Source organism: Bacillus sp. AFS077874, from assembly GCF_002566505.1.
In the GTDB taxonomy this organism is placed as follows: domain Bacteria; phylum Bacillota; class Bacilli; order Bacillales; family Bacillaceae_G; genus Gottfriedia.
This window is the reverse complement of record NZ_NUYF01000012.1, coordinates 344,995-365,793: the sequence shown is the minus strand read 5'-3', so window position 1 is coordinate 365,793 and position 20,799 is coordinate 344,995. Positions and strand designations below refer to the sequence as shown.

The following is a 20,799-nucleotide window of genomic DNA, read 5'->3' as shown; positions in this document are numbered from 1 at the left end:
ATATGATCAATAAGGCTCACTTAGTATAAGTGACTATTTTATATTTTCAACAATAAAAGAAACCTCAGTTTTAAACACTTGAGGTTTCTTTTTTGTTGTCTTCTCATTAATAAATTATATATAAATACTTAAGCTTACATTAAACTTGAGGTTTCAAAAATTTTTCTGTTAATGCGTTATTTACACATTCTGGTACTAAGTCTTTTACATTTCCACCATATTTCGCGACTTCTTTTACAATTGAAGAACTGAGGAATGAATATTGATTATTTGTCATTACAAAAAATGTGTCAATTTCATCTACTAATTTTTTGTTCATTGCTGTAATTTGCATTTCATATTCAAAGTCTGATACTGCTCTTAGGCCTCTTAATATTGCAGAGGCGTTAATTTTTTTCGCATAATCCATTAATAGACCACTAAATGAATCAACGCGTACATTTGGAATTGCACTTGTAGCTTCCGTAATTAATTCTTTTCTTTCTTCTAAAGTAAATAAAGAATTTTTGGCCGAGTTATTTAATACGACAACAATTACTTCATCAAACACTCTTGCTCCACGTTTAATAATATCTAAATGTCCTAAAGTAATTGGATCAAAACTCCCAGGACAAACAGCAATACGTTTCATCTTGTACCCCCTAAAAATTACTCCATACGAATATGATACACTGATACGCCACAAATTCCATATTTTTCTGATTTTGTTCGAACAAATTTCCCTATTTTTTCAGGTAATTCGACATCTGTAGCATGTTCTACTAAAATTGTTCCATCTGATGCAAGTAGATTTTTTCCATCAAAAGTTTCAATTAATGAGACGATTTGTTGCTTTTTATAAGGAGGATCTAAAATAATTAAATCAAATTGGATCTCTCTTTTAATAATCGCTTTGACAGCTCTCTCAGCGTCATTTCGATATACTTCAGCACAATCAGTTAGATTACAAGTTGCTAAGTTTTCTTTAATCGTCTTAATCGCCTTCATTTCACGGTCTACAATAATCGCTTTTTCAATCCCTCTACTTAATGCCTCAATTGATAGTCCACCACTACCACCGAATAAATCTAATACAATACCACCTTCAAAGTAAGGTCCAATTATATTAAACATTGCTTCTTTTACTTTATCGGTTGTCGGTCTAGTACTCATTCCAGGTACTGCCTTTAAACTTAATCCTTTATTTTTTCCTGACACTACTCTCATTTAATTTACTCCTACTATATATTTCAATTTACGAACATATCCTATCATAATTTCACTAAAACAAAAACATTTCTTTCCATATTCTTCTACTTATGTATAAAATCATCCACTTTGGAAATAATTAATTTTAACAACATCTCAGTTGATGTTGTTGCCAACCGCGGAGAAGACTTACGTTTCCCCATAAGTTCTTCCTCCGGTTTCTCCTCTCCCTTTGCCTTCTTTTAAGTGATTACACTTTAATAAGAGGGGCCCTGCAAATGCGGGGTTTTTTTTTATGCCTTTATCCTGTAGAATAAATGTTGCATTTATTTCCATACTTTGTTTGAATTACTCGTAAAGTATTTACGTTTTAAGGGGGAACACACATGATCCAACGCATGATTGAAATTGGAGAAGGATACTCAGATTTATATGAACTATTTGAAATTGCTAAATCGCAAAAAGATAGAGTTAAATTTTTACTTAAATTAACAGCTGAAAATAAAGGTTCAAACTGCTGTTCTTTTGCTGTTATCTTAAGCCCTACTTCTATTGGTGAATTCCAACCAATATATTATTGTAGAGAAGGAATTACACTAAAAGAAGATTCAGTTACAAAACGTGAAGTGTTGTTTGAAGAATTAGCTACAACCTTAAACAAAGAAATCATCACATTACAAATTAGACACTCAAGCTCATTTCATGAAAACGATTTATTCCATCAATATATTATCGGAATTTTACGCTTAAATCACTTAATTCCACCAATGAAATAACTAGACTAGATAATAGGATTTACTATTTTCTAATCTTTCTTATAAAGTAAAAAGAATATCAGGGATAGTTTTTACCTATCCCCTACCACTCAACCATACCACAAGAAAAACGATTGAACGGTTTTTAATTCAGATAGGTCACCCCTTCTAAATTAATTATCCATTCAATCGTTTTTAATCTACTTGATAATCATATTCCTTTGCTTCGTCTGGTTTTGCATTTTCGTACTCAGTCTTAATAAAAGGTTTATATGACAATTCAATTCGTTTCACAAAATGAAATTTTTTCAATCTCTCTATTGTTCGATCTATATCATCCATATTGCAATATAGGACTACGTATTTCAAACGTTTAGAGACAAAGTGAATATTTCCAAATTTACGTAACATTTTTGCTTGTTTTAATGATTGTAAATAAATAATAATACCTTGTCTTTGCACGAACATAGCTTTCTCCTTTAAAAATCCGTTAGAAATAGAATATCATATCCCAAATTTCTTTTGCAACGAAACTTTCATAAATAGTTTTTAGAAAGGATTGAAAATTATGTTAGATGATGTTTGGGAGCAATTTTTTAACTGTATTTCAAATTATAAACAAATTAATCATTTTTCAAACAAACAAATTTGCGGTGCCAATTTTCTATATATTCAGACCGACCGACAACAAACCGAAGAATCGATCAAAAAACTACTGATTGATTGCGCAAGAACCATTACTGAACAGTTTAAACTAATTTACCGAGTTGAATTTATTCGTAAAGAACATAATAATTTCGTATTTAAACATCGATTTTACGTTCCGAATAAAAAAATGTTTTGTTGTGGAAATAATTGCGCTAACTGTACTAGGTTCAGAAAATGACTTTTACTAAAAAAAAGACTCATTATCATATAATGAGCCTTTCAATATGATTTATTACCTCGTTTTACATCCACACTTTCCACCTGTGCCACATCCACCAGTACTACATCCTCCACCTGTATTTACGAAGAATGGATTACCCGCTGGAACTTTTACAGAAGGCGAAACAGATTGAGCAATTAAATAGCTAGTCTCATCTAAAAGTAATTGGACCTGATCTTCAGCTTGCTTAAATGCAGCGATTGTATCGTTTAATTGAAGTTCTCTTTTAACTTCACTCATTTTTTTACGAATTTCTTTATAATCAGGATGATATTTTCCAAATCGCTGAACATCCTCATATAAATCCTTCGTCTTCATAAAACGGCTAATAATTTCTTGGGCAGTTTTATCATTATTTAATGCAATATATGAAGTTCGATACTGATCTGCAACATCCGATTGCACGATCATTGAAGCAAGTTCTTCTGAGACTGTTATAAGTTGCAAGGTTTCCATTGTTGCATACATTTCCTTACACCTCCAAGAATAAACTATATCACATTTAATTCCTTAAATAAAAGAACTTGTCCTAAGCTTTTATGTGATCAGAAATATTAAATTCATTTATCTTCCATTTACCATCTTTAAATTCAATAAAATTTGCACAAGCATTTTTTAATTTCGTCCTAAAATTTACTTTCTCAGGATCAATCGCATGTAGAATTGCCTTAATCGTATGAGAATGTGCAACAATTACAATTCGTTTACCTTCATAATTTTGGGCAATGTCTTTTAATGCACTAAAAGCTCGATCGATTAATTCTTCATTTGTTTCCATTCCTTCTACATTATTATTATAAATGTTTTCATGAACATCTGAAATAGGTTTTCCACTAGCTTCACCAAATTCTCTTTCTAGAAATCGTTCATCCTCTATAATCTCATCAATTTTAGAAAACTCTGCAATTGCCTGTGCAGTTTGTTTCGCCCTAACCAAAGGACTTGTAATAACCCAATCCCATTTTTGATCACTTAAAAACAATGCACTATCATTCGCCTGTTGTTTACCTACCATATTTAAAGGAATATCTTCTCTTCCTTGAATTATATTGTTAAAATTCCAATCAGTTTGCCCATGTCTTACTAAACAAATTTCTGTCATAACTACTACTCCTTTTTTAAAACTTACTTTCTTCATTGTAGCAAAAAGCTATGACAGATTGAATTATTATCCTTTTTTAGTCTTCTTTTGATTCAGTATCAGAGGATTCACTACTAGTACTTTGTTGATCCTTTAATACATGGAACATGTCAATCATAAACGATGCCATTTGAACTTGATTTGACAATTTATCAACTCGTTGTGGAATAGTTTTACCAAAAAACTCAAGGGAAGCCAGTCTAAACTCATCAGTAAGCTCAGGATTTCTAGAAAGTTTACGATACCATTTTGGTTGTTGTCTTAAAAACTTCAAATAATCTTCCTCACTCTGCAGAAATTCTAATACATCTTTTCTCAATTTAGATCTCCTCAATCCTGTCTAAAATTAAATTGTTGTGATGCTGGCTTTTCTTCTCTTTGATTAGTTGAAGCAGCTGGAGATTTAAATTGTGATATAAGCTGTTGAATATTCGTTAAAGTAGAGTTTACATTTGTTAAATGGCCTTGAATTTGATCTGGATCTAAATTTTTAACAAAAGAAATGACTTTTCCAACATATCCTTCTTCTGATTGTTCCGTTTTGGCAGTTTTCTTTTGAGACTTTGTATTATTATTATTGTCATTTCTATATTCATCCCACATTTCATGGTCTTGACCTTTGTAATACCAATCTTCAAAATATTGTTGCCATGTTTTTTTACCCGTTTTTACTTCCTCACGAAGTTTTGGGTGTTCCATAACGAATTGCCTAAATTGTTCGATAGATGGACGATTATTTTCATTTCCCATTCATATCACTCCAATTAAAAGCATTTACTACAAAATTATGTCTTTCGAATAATTTTGTGCTTGTATGGAAATAAAAAAATCAAGCACAAACTTTCGCTTTTGCTTGATTTCGCTATTATTTTATAAAATTTTGGGTGTAATATTTATTAAAGGCTCCAACTCCAAGGGTGGTGTATTCTTTTTTATACATATTTACACGATGGCCTTTACTATTAATCCATCCATATACAGATGCTATACCATCTACATAATTAGCAGAAATATTTTCGCCAGCAATTCTGTACGGAACATTTGCATCATTTAAACGATCAGCTAGACTACCATATAAGTTAGAATAGTGATCAAAATATTTATTTTGAACCATATCTTTACTATGTCCTAAAGCTACTTTGGCAGCATTAGCATTCCAATTTAAAGTACTTAAATTCATTCTTTTACGATAAACATTCGTTAAGTTAAATATCTGTCTCTCTTCTTCGCGATCAACAATTGCTTCTTGCAATGTATTTAATTTTTTTGCATTTATTAAATTCCCACTATAAATTAGCTCGTACGGTTTTTGCTTAACTAAAGTTTCTGGAGATAAATAGCGAACACCTAATAAACTTCCAGTAAAACGGTCAAAATAAAGTTGAGCAAAACAATTATTTAATGAAACAAGTGGACGTTCGTGTAAATCGGTTGTCGATAATTTAAATGTGTATTGATTACTTAATATCGAAAAAGAGACTTTATCATGTAATGCTACATTATCCATTGTTTCTTCATAGTGGCTCCCCATCACAAATGGGGTTATATCAACTTTATTACCTGCAACATAAATCGTTACAACTTTGCCATTTAGTACACCAAATTGAGTATACTTTGTAGCATCCTTATCATAAACAAGCCAATCGTAGTCATATTGAGAAGGAACTTTTCTTGACGGTTTACCAAAGTTTTTTAAAATTTCTTGTTCACTTTGACCAATATACTGAGAAACGGAGTATGTAACTTTTTCAGTACTTGCATTTTCGATCATTGGCATATTCACTTCTTCTACTTTTTGATATTGTTTAAATGATGAAATATTGGTGATCCAATCTTTAATAAGTGGACTGAACATAAAAACTGTTATAAAACTTATTGTAAAAAAGAAAAGTTTTATAAGCTTTTCCATTTAGATCTTCCCTTCCCAATTGTTAACTCTATGTTTATATATCCATTGTAGCCAAATTATTCAAAAAAATATATAAATTAGTTAAAATACATTTATCAGCTTTTCATTGCTAATTATTGTCATAGATAATATTATATTAATAGGGATTTTTTCTAAGTAATTTAGGGGGTAATAACATGAAATTTGAGAATACAAATTTAGAAAACCATGTATTAAATGTAAATTTATTAACTGAAATCATGGAAGAATTAGGCTTTGTCCTTGCTGGTCAATGGGATTACGAAAGAGTAACTTACGATTATAAATTTGAACAACGTAATGAAATCTACTACTTACGCGTTCAAGGTTTCGCAGTAGAAGGACACGTAGAGTCAAGTAAAGGGAAAATCCAATTACTTACTCCACTTTTAGGTAAATACTATTATCCTCACGGTGTAGAGTACGGAGAAGGCGAAAACTTCCCTGAAAGTATCGTTGATAAAAGTAAAGAATTACTTAAAAAAGCTGAAGAGCAAATTTCTCTAGTAAGCAAGTTCATTATTCTATAATTATTAAAAAGAGTGAGTAAAAAGAAGTACAACTTCTTTTACTCACTCTTTTATTTTTCACTTAAAATCCTAAAACAGCTTTAATCACGGAAGTAGTGTCTCCACCTTTGTAGAAAACGTATAATAAGCAATAAACGAATACACCTGTAATTGCAGTAAAAAACCAAATAATACTAGTAATCGGTCCAATTTTTTTGTGTAGTTTTAATTTGTTTTTATATCCTGAGATAATTGATACTAGACCAAATACTCCGCCAGTTGTAGCTAAGAATATATGGAAAAATAAAAATATATGATAATACAGCTTTAAACTTTTTGGTCCCCCAAAAGAAGTATTTCCGATAAAGATTGTTCTCGTTGCGTATACAATGAAAAACGAGAGTGCAAAGACTCCAGCAAAGAACATAACTTTCTTATGTCCCTCTATATTTCTTTTTGCAATAAGATACCAGCCGATTGCAACTAATACGGCACTAATTACAATAAAACTTGTACTTATTGTTGGTAAAATTGGTAACGAATTCAAAATTTCCACCCCTACGATTTTTTAAGCAATAACGGATTACTACTGATTGGATCAATTTTATTTCCATTTTGTTCTCTTTTAGCCCATTTGAAAAAATTATAACCAATAACAGATCCATAAACTATTTCCTGGATAATTTTCATGATAACTCCGCCAACCTGCTGATCTTCCCTTGCTGACATAAAGTTAAATACTTCTGGACCTGAAATATTAAGTGATTTTAATAAATCTGGTGATACGCAAAGTTCCATCGCTTTACTCCATAACACTGGATCATTATAAGTCGCGTAAAATGGATGTCCTGCAAAAATAATAAGTGCACATGCTGGTGTTAATAAAATACCATTTCCAAACATATAACCAATCTTTTGGATATCAGAAAGTGTTTGTCTCTCAGGTAAGTTATTAATAACAGGAAACCACATAAATACTGCCATGAAAAATAATATATTGGTAAATAAGAAATGATAGACATTATTCGTTTTTACCGTATCAAATACTAATGGATAATGGTAAATCGAAAATACTACATTAAAAATAAGTAAAGCAATTAATGGTTTTGTAGCAAAAGTAAAAAACGAATTAACGAATTTTGGTTTAAGTATGTTTCTCCATAACCAATCTGGAATACCATTAATAAGAAAGATCGGTGCAACTAAGTATAATACTGCCATTTCAGTCATATGTGCACTAAAAATTATATGACCAATTAAATCGATTGGACTGCCTTGTGCGGTGTAAACTAACAAAATACCAATTACGAAATACACCTTTTGTTTAGTCTCAGTAACATGGTTTTTATCTTTAAATTTATTAATTATGTAAAAATAACCTAAAATGACTAAAACTAAAAACACAAATAAATATGGACTCCAAAGTGCTTTAAACCCGAACATCCCTAAGCTAATCATGAATGCACACCCTTTAATTATTCTATTCACACTTATTATTTTTACCTAATGTTTAAATTAATATTGGACTATGTAAATATAGTGTAGATTTAAAACTTATAAACAAAAACTTCACAAAGACAAAAAAAATTTAAACATTACTTCTATCATATAATATTTAATGAAATTATCCAAACTATTATACTACTAAATTATATAACAGTAATAACGGTTTATTCAAATTAAAATACGATTTGAAAACGTTATTCATTTTTAAATGATGGGTATTTATAGTGAATGAAAATATAGGGTGCACACTTTTTGTGAGGTACTATAGCATCCTCACGCTGTTGTAGGTTAATTAATATCAAACATTAAAAAAACTAAACTAATCAATTGAATTTGTTTTTAATAAAATTAGCTCATAATTTTTTAACTTCTGAAAAAACCATTGGGAATCATGAAATTACTCAAACATATTCACATTTAAAACCATGAAAAAATCATCCAAATATACGATAATTTCATCACTAAAAAATGTTAAGTTAATTTAATGTCCTTTTTCCCTATTGACCACATTATATTTCAACACACTGATCATGCTTCCCCAAATGAGGCAAGCCTTTAACCTTCCAATCTACATTTCTATTATTCATAATTCATTTTGCCACACGTTTTGTCACTAGCAAAGCCAATGCAGCAGCCAAAAACCCAGCGGTCAGTTTACCGACAATCAGTGGAATGACAAAATTCTTCTCAACACCTGCTACAAAACCTAAGTGACTGCCAAAAACAAATGCACCGCTTACTGCAAAAGCGGTATTTATGACTTTCCCACGGTCATCCATCTCATGCATTGTCGCAAACATTGGAATGTGATGGGCGAAGGAAGCGATGAATCCACCTAATGCTTGTTGATTCATACCTAGCTTATTTCCGAGTAATGCAAAAGGCTTTTGTAATACTTTTACTAGCACAAAAACAAACGGAAACGCACCGGCAAGTATGATCGTTATTTTTCCAACTGTTACAAAGCCTTCCGAAAGCGGCATCAAACCTGGAATAATAGAGATACCTGTTAATGTTTTAATGATAATCGAAACAAGACCAATGATAATAACGATTTCAATTCCTTTTCCAAACCATTTAAAACCACGAATCATCACTGATTGAGCCGATAGCATTCCAATGCCAATCAAGATAGAAACCAGGATAGAAGGAATCAAATTTTTCAGCATCCATATAAAACCAAATCCTGCAACGAATCCTCCCGCTAAACATCCAAATGGAATAGTCATTAGCCCAATTAAAATTCCTTTAGCAAAAAAGGGATGATCATTTTTATGAACGATGCTTAAAGCAACCGGAATGGTAAAAACAATTGTTGGCCCCATCATTGTTCCTAAAAACACCCAAGAAAATAAAGCAGCATCACTCGATTGAGCCATTTCATTTGCTAATGAGTATCCACCCATGTCAAGAGCTAAAAACGTGGATGAAAACATCGATGGATCTGCTCCAAGAAACTGGTAGACAGGAGATACAATCGGTGTTAACCATTTTGCTAATACAGGTGATAGCGAGATCATGCCAACCATTGAAAGAGCAAGTGGTCCCATGGATTGGAAGGCTTCCTTAAATTTTTGTCCGAGTCCATACCGATTACCAATCAGATAATCGATTGCCCCTAGAACCATAAAACACGTCATGATATATAAGATGATTTCATTCATATCGAATACTCCTCCCATTCAAAAGAAAGGTCATCTTTTTAAAATGCATTAGATGACCTGTTCAATATTTTTTATAAGATAATTAAGTGCTTATCAGAATGGGTAATTATTTCATAACCATTCTCTTTCACTATAATATCATCTTCAATCCGGCAGCCACCCCATCCTGGGATATAAATTCCTGGTTCAACGGTAACAACCATTCCAGTTTGAAGAATTTCTACACTTTTGTCAGAAAGCCGGATTGGTTCGTGAACCTCCATACCTAACCCATGACCTGTTGAATGTCCAAAACGAATTCCGAATCCTTTTTCTGAAATATAGTCTCTCGTTAAATCGTCAATCGTTTTCGCTTTTTCACCTGATTTAATTCCTTCTGTTCCACGTTTTAGAGCTTCTAATACGATGTGATAAATGTTGCGAAACTCATCCGAACAGCTCCCAACGGCGATTGTTCTTGTAATATCAGAGCAATAACCATTGTACAATGCACCAAAATCAAGGGTTACCATGTCACCATAATTGATCACTTTTTCGGAAGCCACTCCATGCGGTAGTGCAGCCCTCTTTCCAGAAGCAATTATAGTATTAAAAGATGTTGAGGTTGCACCAAGATTTCGCATATAGAATTCCAGTTCATTACGGATTTCTAATTCCGTAATCCCTGGTTTAATGATATTCAAAATATAATCAAACGCCTTATCTGCGATTTTAGCTGCCGTTCTCATTATTTCTAATTCTATTGGCTCTTTGATTTCTCTAACCTTTTCAACGATATTTTCCAATTGAATCCATTTTACGTTTCCATACTCTTGTAGTTTTGAGAATGTATTTAATGTCATGGCATTTGCCTCAACAGCGACCTTTTTAAGACCTTGACAGTCGATTTCATTTGCAACTTCTTTTTCAATATTACCGTTATGGACAATAATCTTAGCGTTTTTCACTTCATTTTGAGCCTGTTCCCCGTAGCGGAAGTCAGTGATAAAGGTAGCAGTATTTTTTGAAATTAGCACCATACCAGCTGAACCTGTAAAACCTGTCGTATATCTACGATTTTCACTCTTTGTAATCAATATTGCGTCGACATTGTTCTCTAAAAGCTGTTTCTGTATTTTTTCGATTCGGTTCAATTTCGTTCAGCTCCTACAATCATTAATTCTTTTGGAAACTTCGTTAATACTTCATACCCATGATCAGTAATGACAACATCGTCTTCAATACGGACACCACCGAGGCTATTTAGATAAATGCCAGGTTCAATAGTGATGACCATTCCTGATTTCAGTAAGCCTTCATTAATTTCATTTATAGAAGGTGCCTCATGAATTTCAATCCCTAGACCATGACCAATTCGATGAGGAAAAAACTCACCGTAGCCAGCTGCTTGAATCACGCGTCTTCCTGAGAGATCAACATCACCAATTCTTGTTCCAGGTTGAGATGCTTCTACCCCTGCAAGATTAGCCTGTAAAACTGTATTGTAGATTTTAATGAGTTCAATACCAGGATTACCATACATGACTGTTCTTGTGATATCAGAGCAATATCCCTTATATTTCACACCTAAATCAAATAACGCACTATCTCCTTTTTTTAACTTATTGTCACCTGAAGCTCCATGTGGGTTACTTGCATTTTGGCCAAACAAAACAATGGGAGAGAATGACATTTCTTTAATCCCTTTTTTCTTTAATTCAAATTCAATTTTTCCTAATACTTCAAGTTCTGTGATTCCTTCTTTTAATGCTTCAATACCCACTTGTACCCCATAATCAGCAAAAGCAGCGGCTTCACGTAATATTTCAATTTCATCAGCATCTTTTACTAGTCGCATTTCAGTAAGAATCGAATCTAGAGATTCAAACTCTACTTCACCAAAAATCTGTTGCAGACTTTCAATATAAAAATAGGAGATATCATGCTTTTCAACTGCAAAGAGATTCATTTTGTTTCTGCTTTCAATTACTTCACGAACAAGTTCCCACGGATGATCGGAATCTGTGTAACTTAGGATTAGATGTTTCCAGCCTGCTTCCTTTATCATTTGAACTTCCATTGCTGGTGTAATAAAAATGGGTTCGTCATTTGGGAAGACAAAAATACCTACAAATCGTTCATGCGGATTGTAATCAAAATTTGATAAATAAAAAATATTTTGGCGTGATGTGACCAAGCCACCTGGGATACTTTGTTTTTGTAAAAATGTTTGTAATTCTTGCATTCGATAATTCATGATCATTTCCCCTTTAATAGATGGTTTAAATTAGACATGAAGTATAAATGCAAGTTCTGTGCCATTTTAAAATCTTTTATTTAGAGGATAGTTTAGGAAATAGTGTAAATGTCTTTAGACACTGTTTAGCGTATAGTGTCTAAATATTTAGACGGTAGCGGTTTGACAGAACCGTAGAAAATGCCATTGATAGAGTTTTTATTTAAAAGTTACTACTTACTGGTTGAGGAGAAATAATGGGGGATATTTGATTTCAAGGTTCTAAATCAGCCCAGGAGTTTCTTACGCTCGTCTGGACTAATTTAGTCGAAAAGGCTTTTTACTTTTAAAGCTCAATCTTTAATTTTTTCATTTTATTGTATAAAGTAGCTCGAGATATTCCTAGTTTTTTTGCGGCTGCTTGCTTGTTCCCTTTCTCTGTTTGAATGGCTTTAATGATTTTATTTTTCTCAAAATCATTTAGATCATCTTCCAAGGATTCATCATACCTAGTCGATAACAATGTAGATTGTAGCAACTTTGGCGGTAAAGCTTCTATAGAGATCGTTTCTTCTACAGACAGTAATACTAATCGCTCAATAACATTTCTCATCTCTCTCACATTTCCAGGCCAATCGTATTGTAATAAGGTGGAAGTTACCTGAGGGTCAACGATTTTAATCGTTCGATTATATAGTAATGAAAACTCATAGATAAAATGATGAAGGAGCTCCATTACGTCTTCTTTTCGTTCTCTCAACGGGGGAATCGTAATAGATAAAATGTTAAGACGATAATAAAGGTCTTCTCGAAAAGTATTAACTTCAACCATTGATTCTAAATCCTTATTTGTAGCAGCAATGATTCGGCATTCCGCTGTTAGCTGCTTTGTACCACCAACGCGGTAATACGTTTTATCTTGCAATACTCTAAGAAGCTTAACTTGCATATCCAATGGTAAGTCACCAATTTCATCCAGAAAAAGAGTTCCACCGTTCGCCAACTCTAGTTTTCCCTTTTTACCCTTTACATCTGCACCAGAAAATGCTCCTTTTTCATAGCCAAAAAATTCACTCTCAAACAATGATGGTGTAATCGCACCACAGTTTACAGCAATAAATGGAGAAGATGATCCACGATAAAAATGGATTGCTTTTGCAAAGACTTCTTTCCCAACTCCTGTTTCACCAAGTAATAAAATATTCGCACTCGTTTCAGACATTTTCCTCGATAACGAAACTGTTTCTTTCATCAATTGACTCGATCCTTTTATATGTTGAAAAGAATCATGTGACAATTGCAGTCTTGAAACTTCCTTCTGCAATTGAAGAATTTTAGAGGAAGCATTCATAAGCTCTTGATTCATTATCACTTGACTCGTAATGTCGGTTTCAGCCGCAACTGCACCCACAATTCGATCATGGATAAAGATTGGACTGCTATTAATCATGACAAAGAGATCCTCACGTGGTTTATGATGCTTATGACGAAAGGATTGACCTGTCTCCATTGTTACTTTATTTAATAACATATCTTTTGGAAAAAACTCCTCCATTTTATTCCCAATAATTTCTTCTTTAGGGATTGAAAATATCCTTTCAGCACCTTGAGTCCAAACAACTGTTTTTCCAGCTTCATCTACAATCGAGACCGAACCATCCATTGTATCAATCATCGTTCGAAAATAGGCCTCTAAATATTGATATGATTCGAACACTTTAGAAACTAAAACAGCAGAAGTGATATAGCCCTTAATTTTTCCTTCTCCATCTGTGATGACTACAACATCTGATGCTTGTACTGCTTGAATCACGTCTTGAATCACAGCTTTTTCATTGAAAACGCCCGCTTTTTTCCAATAAAATTCTTTTATATTTCTGCTCTTAAAATGAAGATACTCATTTATCGTTAACATCCAGACTTCACTATGATGCTGTTTAAATAGATACGCTGCTTCATTATTGATATCCAGATCAGAGTGCAAAGAAAAATTTGTTTGCAACAAATCTTCTATTCTAGGAAGAAGATGTTTCATCATAATACCACCACCTATTTGTATCTTTTTCATATTACTCGGTCATTACGCCGAGTTCATCTCATGATTATGATCTTGTGAATTCTAACACTCCATATTACACAATCCTGCCAATTACATTAGTAAAAAAACTAAAGCTAAACAACTTATATTTTTCAACTAAAAGAAGCTTTTGTGTTTTACTTCATATGATTTCTGGAATTTTTTGTTTTTTGTAAGCTAATGGTGTCAATTTCATCAACTTTCGGAATTTATCAATAAAGTAGCTTGTGCTATTAAATCCAACTTGATAGGCAACATCAGTGACATTCGACTCAGGTAGTTGTAGTAATATTAAACTTTTTTGTATTCGATAATCGGTTACATAGTTTAATGGAGTTGTTTTTAAAATACGATTGAAATATCGACAACACTCAGATCGACTTAATTGACCAGCTCTTGCAATGTCTTCTAATAGTATTTTCTCAGGATAATGTAGGTGGATCCAATTTAACATTTGCTTCATTCGGTTACTCTTTACCACTACCGACTGTTCGTACTCTAATTCAATCCCATTCATAATTAAATTCTTCCAAATTAATGTGAGATGTAAGCTGACCTCGATTTCATAGAATGGTGAATTTTGTTTGATCATCTCATTGATTTTCAAAATAGAGCTTAAAATGCTATTGGCCCATAGCTCCCTTGGATCTAAGAATAAAAAGGGTATATTAGTCGCCTGATAATAAGGCTTTACAAAGGTTGTATAAAGTTCTTGAGACAAAACGAAACTTGGAGAAACATTTAAACAAATATAGGTACATTCAGAATCATTCAGATCTTTTGCCATATGCAAGCAGCCACTATTTATAAAAAGCCCTTCCCCTTCATGAACAAAAATATTTTCTTCATTTATTTGAAAAATTGCTTCACCTTTAACAACGTGAACAAACTGAAATTCATCATGCCAATGAAGTGGTATATAACTATTTATGTTTTTCTTAATCGTTGTTTCGTAACATGCAATTGGCAAAACAACAGTTTGATGTTTAGTTAATTCTTTTAAACTTTCGTCAACCATAAAATTTTTAATTTGCATATCCCTATAACCACCTCAATATCCTTACATTTTTCCATTCGATTTGAGTATTAATTTAGTCTTTTCCCACTTATCATTTAACATATTATAACACTATTTTTATATTTGAAGGTGGAGACTAAAATCATGAATAAACGAAAGGGAATATTTCTTGTTATCACAGGGGCAGTATTTTGGGGGATTGGTGGTACTGTCGCAAAAAAACTGTTTCAACAGTATCAAATTGATGTAGATTGGCTTGTTACGATCCGTTTGCTTATAGCTGGATTATTACTCTTAGCCATTCAATATTTTATAAAAGATCGTTCTCAGATCCTTGGGGTTTGGAAAAATGGAAGGATCGCAATTCAACTAATGATCTTCGGGGTATTTGGGATGCTAGCGGTTCAATACACATATATGGCCTCAATTGAACATGGAAACGCTGCTGTTGCAACACTATTACAGTATTTAGCACCTGTAATGATTATCGTATATTTAATTATCCGTAAACAAACCGCACTAACACGAAGAGATTTGTTATCTGTTTCTCTAGCATTAACTGGAAGTTTTTTTTTATTAACTAACGGCTCAATCTCGCAATTATCTGTGCCAACAATTGCAATCGCTTGGGGTGTATTATCTGGGGTAGCTTTAGCATTTTATACTTTATTTGCCGTACCATTACTGAAGCAATACGACTCACTTGTCATTGTCGGATGGGCTATGATAATCGGTGGCTTTGTATTAAGTTTTATCCATCCTCCTTGGCAAATGGATTTTAAAAACTTAACGCTTGAAGCGATGTTATATTTAGTGTTCATTATCATATTCGGTACAATGATTGCATTTTGGTTCTATATAGAAAGTTTACAAAATCTTCCACCTAAAGAATCAAGTCTGTTAGGAAGTATTGAACCACTAGCTGCCGTCTTAACTACAATCTTTTGGTTAAAAGAGCCTTTTGGTTTTTTCCAATGGCTTGGTACAGCTTGTATACTTGGAATGATATTATTATTGGCTTTGAATAAAGAGTCTTCTTCAAAAACTAGCCAACCTCCTAATAATAAAGAACCGCTTAGAGTTAGTTAAATTTGCAATGTGAAATAGGAGCTGATTAATTAATCAGCTCCTAAATTTTGAATGAAAGTATTGCGTTAATTGCTTATGGATTAATATGATATCCAAAAAATCATGCGCTGGTTATGTATCTATATTTATTCATGAATATCTTTGTGTAAATGGAAATAATACAGTGTATTTTCCTTGCCTTTCTTTTGTACCTTACACGTCTTTTTCACGGGCAACGATTTCTTAAGTTATTGATATCGGTTTCCTAAATATCTTTTCCTGTACGTTTTACCTTGATCAGGAATATCCATGAAACCTTGTGCACCCCAAATTACATGCTCTGTTAATTTATCAATACTACCAGTAAGCTCAACTTTTTCTTCCATTTCAATATCTTCATCTTTAGGAATTTCCATATCCATCGTTGAATCATCCCTTCCATTTTACTGTTCAACTATAACCGAATTAGTACTCATTCTAAAATTATGTCTGCTTTATAGTTTTCTTCCACTGAACTTTCTTATACCAATAAATATGTCCATAGTTGAATTGGATCCATGATACACCCTAAATAATACAACAATGAAAATTAATATTCCCTTTCAGTATTTCTTTAGTAATTTTGGGGATAATTTATAAGTCTAAAGAATTTTACTAGGAGGAAATATGATTGATCTACTACAATAGGTTTGGTACAAAAAGAGAATTAACAGTAAGTGAAGGCGATCGAGTAGAAATTATTAAAAGAAGTGACATTTATTGTATTAATGAGGAAGAACCTATTTATCATTCCGGGACGATAACAAAAATTGATTATGAAGATTTAAATAGAGCTCCAGAAAAAGAAGCTGTTGGTATTTGGGTAAAATTTGATAAGGATACCGTATTTAATGATGGCGAAGAAGAACTTGTTGCATTAGCTGAGATAGAGGAATTGTTTAAGAAAATGTATGATATAGTTGGTTATGCTATGGTAAACGAAGGAGTTACGTTAAGCATCACAGGTGAAGGTATGGGAAAAATCATTAACTTTGATTACCAAGATGGAAGTTTATTTCCTGTATCAATCCAAGATGGTAATGGAGTAGAAAAAGGAACTATTACTCAAGCTGATGAAGAATTTATTCTAGAACTCAAGCGTTATGGTACACCACAAAAGTACTTTCATTATGTGCTTTCTCAATCTAAATAAGTTCTCCATACTGGCAACATTAAGAATCTTTAATTGTGGTTACTAAGTTACAAAAAAACTAAAAAAATATACATTTAATAACATTTCCAAGGTAATACATAGGGTTTCGAATTCAAAAAAGGCTCTTTCGAAATTAGCCTTTTTTTCTATTCTATTTAACTCATACGGTAGGTGCATTACATATCTAAAGTTGGCATCGTATCAATACCAACCAAAACCAAGTATGCCATTATCCAAATTAATTTCATTCCATTCTAAAATTCCTTCTCCTTCGTCAATCCCTTGTTCTTCCATCTCTTTTTCATAAAACCTTATAATATCATTCCTTTTTACGTCATCTTCAGGTAATTCAACTATCAAGGATTCAGCATAAGGTCCACCTTCATCCTCAATCCGTTCTTTTTCATCTATAATACCAACAACACTCACTTTTCCTGCACCAAGTTCATAAAGTTTCTCAACAAAATTAATAGCATAAATTGTTTCACCAAATCTATTAGTCGCAAATGCTGAAGGATTATTATTACTTTTAAGCCACTCTAGAGCTTCAAATGTTTTCAATCAAACCATACCACCTTATTTTAATCTTTAAGTTTATGTTAGGAGTTTATATAAAAGAAAAATCTCCTGCAAAATTAGAAGTTCTACAATACAATCTTTCTTATCGAAACAAACTGCAAGTAAGTCCCACAACATATCAACAATCTACATTAACGAACATAAAAAAAGGAAGTGAATAAAATTCACTTCCTTTTTACATCATAACCAGATTAATGTTAAGAATGTTAATAGTGTAATTACAGCAACTGTAAGTCCTGAATATAGGAAGAACGCTTGTGTGCTGTGACCTTTATTTTTCATGTGCATGAAGTAATAAAGTTGGAACACTAGTTGTACTACAGCAAGTAATAAAATAAATGGTACTGTAAAGTATGGATCCATTTTATCTCTGTATAATACTGCTGCAAATGATGCAAGTGTTAAAATGATCATTAATGCAAATGAAATTAATTGTTGTTTCATTTCTTCTGCATGTTTACGTCTGTGATACTTTATTTCAACTTGATTTCTTTGATGAGAGTTTGTATTTGTACCCATTTTCTTATCCCACCATTCCCATTAAGTATACTACTGTAAAGATGAAAATCCATACTACGTCGATGAAGTGCCAGTATAAACTTGCCACATAAAACTTCGGTGCGTTGTATAAATTTAAACCTCTTCCACCATTTCGAAGCATTAAAGTAGTGATCCATAGTAAACCAACAAATACGTGGGCACCATGAGTACCTACTAATGTATAGAATGAAGAACCAAATGCACTACTTTTAATTGTAAAATGATATTCGTGCATATAGTGTCTAAATTCGTAAATTTCTAATAATAAAAATCCTAGACCTAATAAAACTGTAATTCCTAACCAAAGCATCATCTTTTTGTGTTCAAAGTTTTTCATGTGGTACATTGCATAAACACTTGTAAGTGATGATGTTAAAAGTAACATTGTAGCAATGAATACTAATTTTGGTTCGAACATTTCTGCAGCACTGGCTCCACCAGCAGTAGAGTTTCTTAATGCTAAGAAAGTACCAAATAATGATGCGAATAATACAGTTTCTCCACCAAGAAATAGCCAGAATGCTAAGAACTTATTTTTACCTTCTTCTGTAGCTTTTTCAGGGTTGTGAGGAAACGTTTCAGCTGTAAATTTTTGATTCATTTCCATTATGCCTCAACCCCCTCATCTGCTATGTCTTCTTTATGGATATGGAATCCATGATCATCAATCCAAGAACGTAAGAACATTGAACCGAATGTAATAACTAAGCCAAGAATTAATACACCAACTGCCGTGTGGTTTTTAAGTTGGTCATTATACAATGCCCCAAATGCTGCAATAAATAAGCCCACTGACATAACAAACGGTAAAATAGATGAGTTTGGCATATGAATATCACCTAGTGGTTCAGCAGGTGTCATTTTGCCGTCTCCTTCCATTTTTTCTACCCATAGAGCGTCTAATCCACGTACATATGGAATTTGAGCAAAGTTATATTCTGGTGCAGGAGAAGGAATTGACCACTCAAGTGTACGACCTACACCCCATGCATCTCCAGCAGCTTTCTTACCTTTGATTGCTGTATAAACAACATTGATTAACATAACAATTGTAGCTAGACCCATGAACATTGCTCCAATTGAGCTGATCATGTTTCCAGTATCTAAGCCTTGTCCAGGTAAGTATGTAAAGTAACGACGAGGCATCCCCATTAAACCTAAGAAATGTTGAATAAAGAATGTTAAATGGAAACCAATAAAGAATAAAAAGAATGTAATTTTACCTAATGTTTCATTTAAGATTTTACCAAACATTTTTGGCCACCAGTAATGTGCACCGGCAAATAGACCAAATACTACCCCACCTACGATTACGTAGTGGAAGTGAGCTACTACGAAATAACTATCATGGAATTGATAGTCAGCAGGAGCTGCAGCGTTCATAATACCAGTTACCCCACCTAGAACGAATGATGGAATAAAAGCAACTGACCAAAGCATTGGTGTTGTAAAACGAATTTGTCCGCCCCACATTGTTAATAACCAGTTAAAGATTTTAACCCCTGTAGGAACTGCAATTGCCATAGTTGCAACAGCGAAAATTGCATTTGCTACTGCACCAAGACCGTCTGTAAACATGTGGTGAGCCCATACCATGAATCCTAGGAAACCAATTAAAACTGTTGCGAATACCATTGAAGAGTATCCAAATAAACGTTTCTTAGAGAAAGCTGGAATGATATCTGAGAAGATACCAAATGCCGGTAATATAAGAATGTAAACCTCTGGATGTCCGAAAATCCAGAATAAATGTTCAAAAATCATTGAGTTTCCACCTAAAGATGCATCAAAGAATGCAGTCCCAAATAGGCGGTCAAACATTAATAACGCTAACCCGATTGTTAATGCCGGGAACGCAAATAAAATAAGTGCTGATGTTACAAATACTGTCCAAGTAAATAGTGGCATACGCATGTATGTTAACCCCGGAGCACGCATGTTAATAATCGTTGCTAGGAAGTTAATACCACCTGCTAATGTACCAATACCTGAAATTTGTAGACCTAATAAGTAGAAGTCTACACCATGTGATTTACTGTGTAGAGCTAGTGTCGCATATGATGTCCAACCTGCGTCAGGCGCTCCACCTAAGAACCAACTTAAGTTTAAGAAAACTCCACCAACGAAGAATAACCAGAAACCTAGAGAATTTAAAAACGGGAAAGCTACGTCACGAGCACCAATTTGTAATGGTACTACCGCGTTAAAAAATGCAAAGATCATCGGCATCGCCGCTAAGAAAATCATTGTTGTACCATGCATTGTTAATACTTGGTTATAAGCATCACCAACTAAAAATGTGTTGTCTGGCTTAATTAATTGTATACGAATAAATAACGCTTCCATCCCACCAACTAAGAAAAAGAATCCGCCTGCAATTAAATACAGGATGGCAATTTTCTTATGGTCGACTGTCGTTAAGTAGTCCCACAATAGTGGTTTCTTTTTCGCTACAGAACTCACAGTATTACCCCCTTTGCTTCATATCCATT

At 33.1% G+C, this 20,799-nt stretch carries 25 protein-coding genes; 5 read left to right on the top strand and 20 right to left on the bottom strand.

The window, feature by feature from the left end:
• Nucleotides 1–139 precede the first annotated feature (139 nt).
• Together coaD and rsmD are read right to left on the bottom strand one after the other, a co-directional pair.
• Nucleotides 140–631 carry a pantetheine-phosphate adenylyltransferase gene (coaD, locus tag COJ46_RS14450; protein ID WP_097975634.1) on the bottom strand — a complete coding sequence of 164 codons (492 nt, stop codon included), beginning with the start codon at nucleotides 629–631 and terminating at the stop codon, nucleotides 140–142.
• A 17-nt stretch (nucleotides 632–648) separates the two neighbouring features.
• On the bottom strand, nucleotides 649–1,206 hold the full coding sequence (gene rsmD, locus COJ46_RS14445) for a 16S rRNA (guanine(966)-N(2))-methyltransferase RsmD (protein WP_097975636.1): 558 nt from the start codon (nucleotides 1,204–1,206) through the stop codon (nucleotides 649–651).
• Between the two features lie 368 nt (nucleotides 1,207–1,574).
• On the opposite strand from rsmD, the gene COJ46_RS14440 reads away from it, so the two are divergent.
• Nucleotides 1,575–1,964: a DUF7147 family protein gene (locus tag COJ46_RS14440; RefSeq protein WP_097975637.1), complete on the top strand. Its 390-nt coding sequence runs from the start codon at nucleotides 1,575–1,577 to the stop codon at nucleotides 1,962–1,964.
• A 174-nt stretch (nucleotides 1,965–2,138) separates the two neighbouring features.
• On the opposite strand, the gene COJ46_RS14435 is transcribed toward COJ46_RS14440, so the two are convergent.
• Entirely contained in the window at nucleotides 2,139–2,411 is a 273-nt protein-coding gene (locus COJ46_RS14435; RefSeq protein ID WP_056468449.1) for a YlbG family protein, read from the bottom strand.
• A gap of 100 nt (nucleotides 2,412–2,511) precedes the next feature.
• Here COJ46_RS14435 and COJ46_RS24775 point away from each other — a divergent pair, with 100 nt between their 5' ends.
• Nucleotides 2,512–2,829 carry a hypothetical protein gene (locus COJ46_RS24775; RefSeq protein ID WP_097975639.1) on the top strand — a complete coding sequence of 106 codons (318 nt, stop codon included), beginning with the start codon at nucleotides 2,512–2,514 and terminating at the stop codon, nucleotides 2,827–2,829.
• A 54-nt stretch (nucleotides 2,830–2,883) separates the two neighbouring features.
• Here the strand turns inward: COJ46_RS24775 and COJ46_RS14425 are convergent, their stop codons facing one another.
• The 5 genes from COJ46_RS14425 to COJ46_RS14405 form a co-directional block, all read right to left on the bottom strand.
• Nucleotides 2,884–3,339 carry a YlbF/YmcA family competence regulator gene (locus tag COJ46_RS14425; RefSeq protein ID WP_097975641.1) on the bottom strand — a complete coding sequence of 152 codons (456 nt, stop codon included), beginning with the start codon at nucleotides 3,337–3,339 and terminating at the stop codon, nucleotides 2,884–2,886.
• A gap of 61 nt (nucleotides 3,340–3,400) precedes the next feature.
• Nucleotides 3,401–3,973: a histidine phosphatase family protein gene (locus COJ46_RS14420; protein ID WP_097975643.1), complete on the bottom strand. Its 573-nt coding sequence runs from the start codon at nucleotides 3,971–3,973 to the stop codon at nucleotides 3,401–3,403.
• A gap of 76 nt (nucleotides 3,974–4,049) precedes the next feature.
• A complete protein-coding gene (locus COJ46_RS14415; protein ID WP_097975645.1) occupies nucleotides 4,050–4,331 on the bottom strand; it encodes a YlbE-like family protein in 282 nt (93 codons plus the stop codon).
• A gap of 11 nt (nucleotides 4,332–4,342) precedes the next feature.
• Nucleotides 4,343–4,762, bottom strand: a complete 420-nt coding sequence (locus COJ46_RS14410) for a YlbD family protein (RefSeq protein ID WP_097975647.1) — start codon at nucleotides 4,760–4,762, stop codon at nucleotides 4,343–4,345.
• Nucleotides 4,763–4,877: 115 nt separating this feature from the next.
• Nucleotides 4,878–5,921, bottom strand: a complete 1,044-nt coding sequence (locus tag COJ46_RS14405; protein WP_097975649.1) for a CAP domain-containing protein — start codon at nucleotides 5,919–5,921, stop codon at nucleotides 4,878–4,880.
• A 176-nt stretch (nucleotides 5,922–6,097) separates the two neighbouring features.
• Between COJ46_RS14405 and COJ46_RS14400 the strand changes: the two genes are divergently transcribed.
• Entirely contained in the window at nucleotides 6,098–6,469 is a 372-nt protein-coding gene (locus tag COJ46_RS14400) for a YugN family protein (protein WP_069035575.1), read from the top strand.
• 61 nt (nucleotides 6,470–6,530) lie between these two features.
• On the opposite strand, the gene COJ46_RS14395 is transcribed toward COJ46_RS14400, so the two are convergent.
• The 7 genes from COJ46_RS14395 to COJ46_RS14365 form a co-directional block, all read right to left on the bottom strand.
• Nucleotides 6,531–6,995, bottom strand: coding sequence for a DUF420 domain-containing protein (locus COJ46_RS14395; RefSeq protein WP_097975651.1), 465 nt, complete (start codon nucleotides 6,993–6,995; stop codon nucleotides 6,531–6,533).
• An 11-nt stretch (nucleotides 6,996–7,006) separates the two neighbouring features.
• Nucleotides 7,007–7,906, bottom strand: a complete 900-nt coding sequence (ctaG, locus tag COJ46_RS14390; protein ID WP_141437780.1) for a cytochrome c oxidase assembly factor CtaG — start codon at nucleotides 7,904–7,906, stop codon at nucleotides 7,007–7,009.
• Nucleotides 7,907–8,544: 638 nt separating this feature from the next.
• A complete protein-coding gene (eutH, locus tag COJ46_RS14385) occupies nucleotides 8,545–9,618 on the bottom strand; it encodes an ethanolamine utilization protein EutH (protein WP_098566013.1) in 1,074 nt (357 codons plus the stop codon).
• A 71-nt stretch (nucleotides 9,619–9,689) separates the two neighbouring features.
• The gene (locus tag COJ46_RS14380) at nucleotides 9,690–10,751 is read right to left on the bottom strand and encodes a M24 family metallopeptidase (protein ID WP_097975654.1); all 1,062 of its coding nucleotides are present in this window, start codon (nucleotides 10,749–10,751) and stop codon (nucleotides 9,690–9,692) included.
• Nucleotides 10,748–11,854, bottom strand: a complete 1,107-nt coding sequence (locus COJ46_RS14375) for a M24 family metallopeptidase (RefSeq protein ID WP_098566012.1) — start codon at nucleotides 11,852–11,854, stop codon at nucleotides 10,748–10,750. The genes COJ46_RS14380 and COJ46_RS14375 overlap by 4 nt, the downstream gene beginning before the upstream one ends.
• Before the next feature lie 325 nt (nucleotides 11,855–12,179).
• Nucleotides 12,180–13,871, bottom strand: a complete 1,692-nt coding sequence (locus tag COJ46_RS14370) for a sigma-54 interaction domain-containing protein (protein ID WP_286145509.1) — start codon at nucleotides 13,869–13,871, stop codon at nucleotides 12,180–12,182.
• 181 nt (nucleotides 13,872–14,052) lie between these two features.
• Nucleotides 14,053–14,946 carry an AraC family transcriptional regulator gene (locus COJ46_RS14365; protein WP_098566011.1) on the bottom strand — a complete coding sequence of 298 codons (894 nt, stop codon included), beginning with the start codon at nucleotides 14,944–14,946 and terminating at the stop codon, nucleotides 14,053–14,055.
• Between the two features lie 126 nt (nucleotides 14,947–15,072).
• Between COJ46_RS14365 and COJ46_RS14360 the strand changes: the two genes are divergently transcribed.
• Nucleotides 15,073–16,017: an EamA family transporter gene (locus COJ46_RS14360; RefSeq protein WP_098566010.1), complete on the top strand. Its 945-nt coding sequence runs from the start codon at nucleotides 15,073–15,075 to the stop codon at nucleotides 16,015–16,017.
• A 227-nt stretch (nucleotides 16,018–16,244) separates the two neighbouring features.
• Here COJ46_RS14360 and COJ46_RS24520 read toward each other — a convergent pair whose 3' ends face one another.
• A complete protein-coding gene (locus COJ46_RS24520; RefSeq protein ID WP_176522509.1) occupies nucleotides 16,245–16,418 on the bottom strand; it encodes a hypothetical protein in 174 nt (57 codons plus the stop codon).
• Between the two features lie 248 nt (nucleotides 16,419–16,666).
• Between COJ46_RS24520 and COJ46_RS14355 the strand changes: the two genes are divergently transcribed.
• Nucleotides 16,667–17,188, top strand: coding sequence for a hypothetical protein (locus COJ46_RS14355; protein WP_097975662.1), 522 nt, complete (start codon nucleotides 16,667–16,669; stop codon nucleotides 17,186–17,188).
• A gap of 201 nt (nucleotides 17,189–17,389) precedes the next feature.
• On the opposite strand, the gene COJ46_RS14350 is transcribed toward COJ46_RS14355, so the two are convergent.
• The 4 genes from COJ46_RS14350 to ctaD all read right to left on the bottom strand — a co-directional run bounded on the left by COJ46_RS14350 (nucleotide 17,390) and on the right by ctaD (nucleotide 20,770).
• A complete protein-coding gene (locus COJ46_RS14350) occupies nucleotides 17,390–17,749 on the bottom strand; it encodes a hypothetical protein (RefSeq protein ID WP_097975663.1) in 360 nt (119 codons plus the stop codon).
• 198 nt (nucleotides 17,750–17,947) lie between these two features.
• Complete coding sequence (ctaF, locus tag COJ46_RS14340; protein ID WP_088013071.1) at nucleotides 17,948–18,286, bottom strand: cytochrome c oxidase subunit IVB; 339 nt, start codon at nucleotides 18,284–18,286, stop codon at nucleotides 17,948–17,950.
• Between the two features lie 4 nt (nucleotides 18,287–18,290).
• Entirely contained in the window at nucleotides 18,291–18,914 is a 624-nt protein-coding gene (locus tag COJ46_RS14335) for a cytochrome (ubi)quinol oxidase subunit III (RefSeq protein ID WP_088013072.1), read from the bottom strand.
• Nucleotides 18,914–20,770 carry a cytochrome c oxidase subunit I gene (gene ctaD, locus COJ46_RS14330; RefSeq protein ID WP_097975667.1) on the bottom strand — a complete coding sequence of 619 codons (1,857 nt, stop codon included), beginning with the start codon at nucleotides 20,768–20,770 and terminating at the stop codon, nucleotides 18,914–18,916. Before ctaD ends, COJ46_RS14335 begins: the two co-directional genes overlap by 1 nt.
• Nucleotides 20,771–20,799 lie beyond the last annotated feature (29 nt).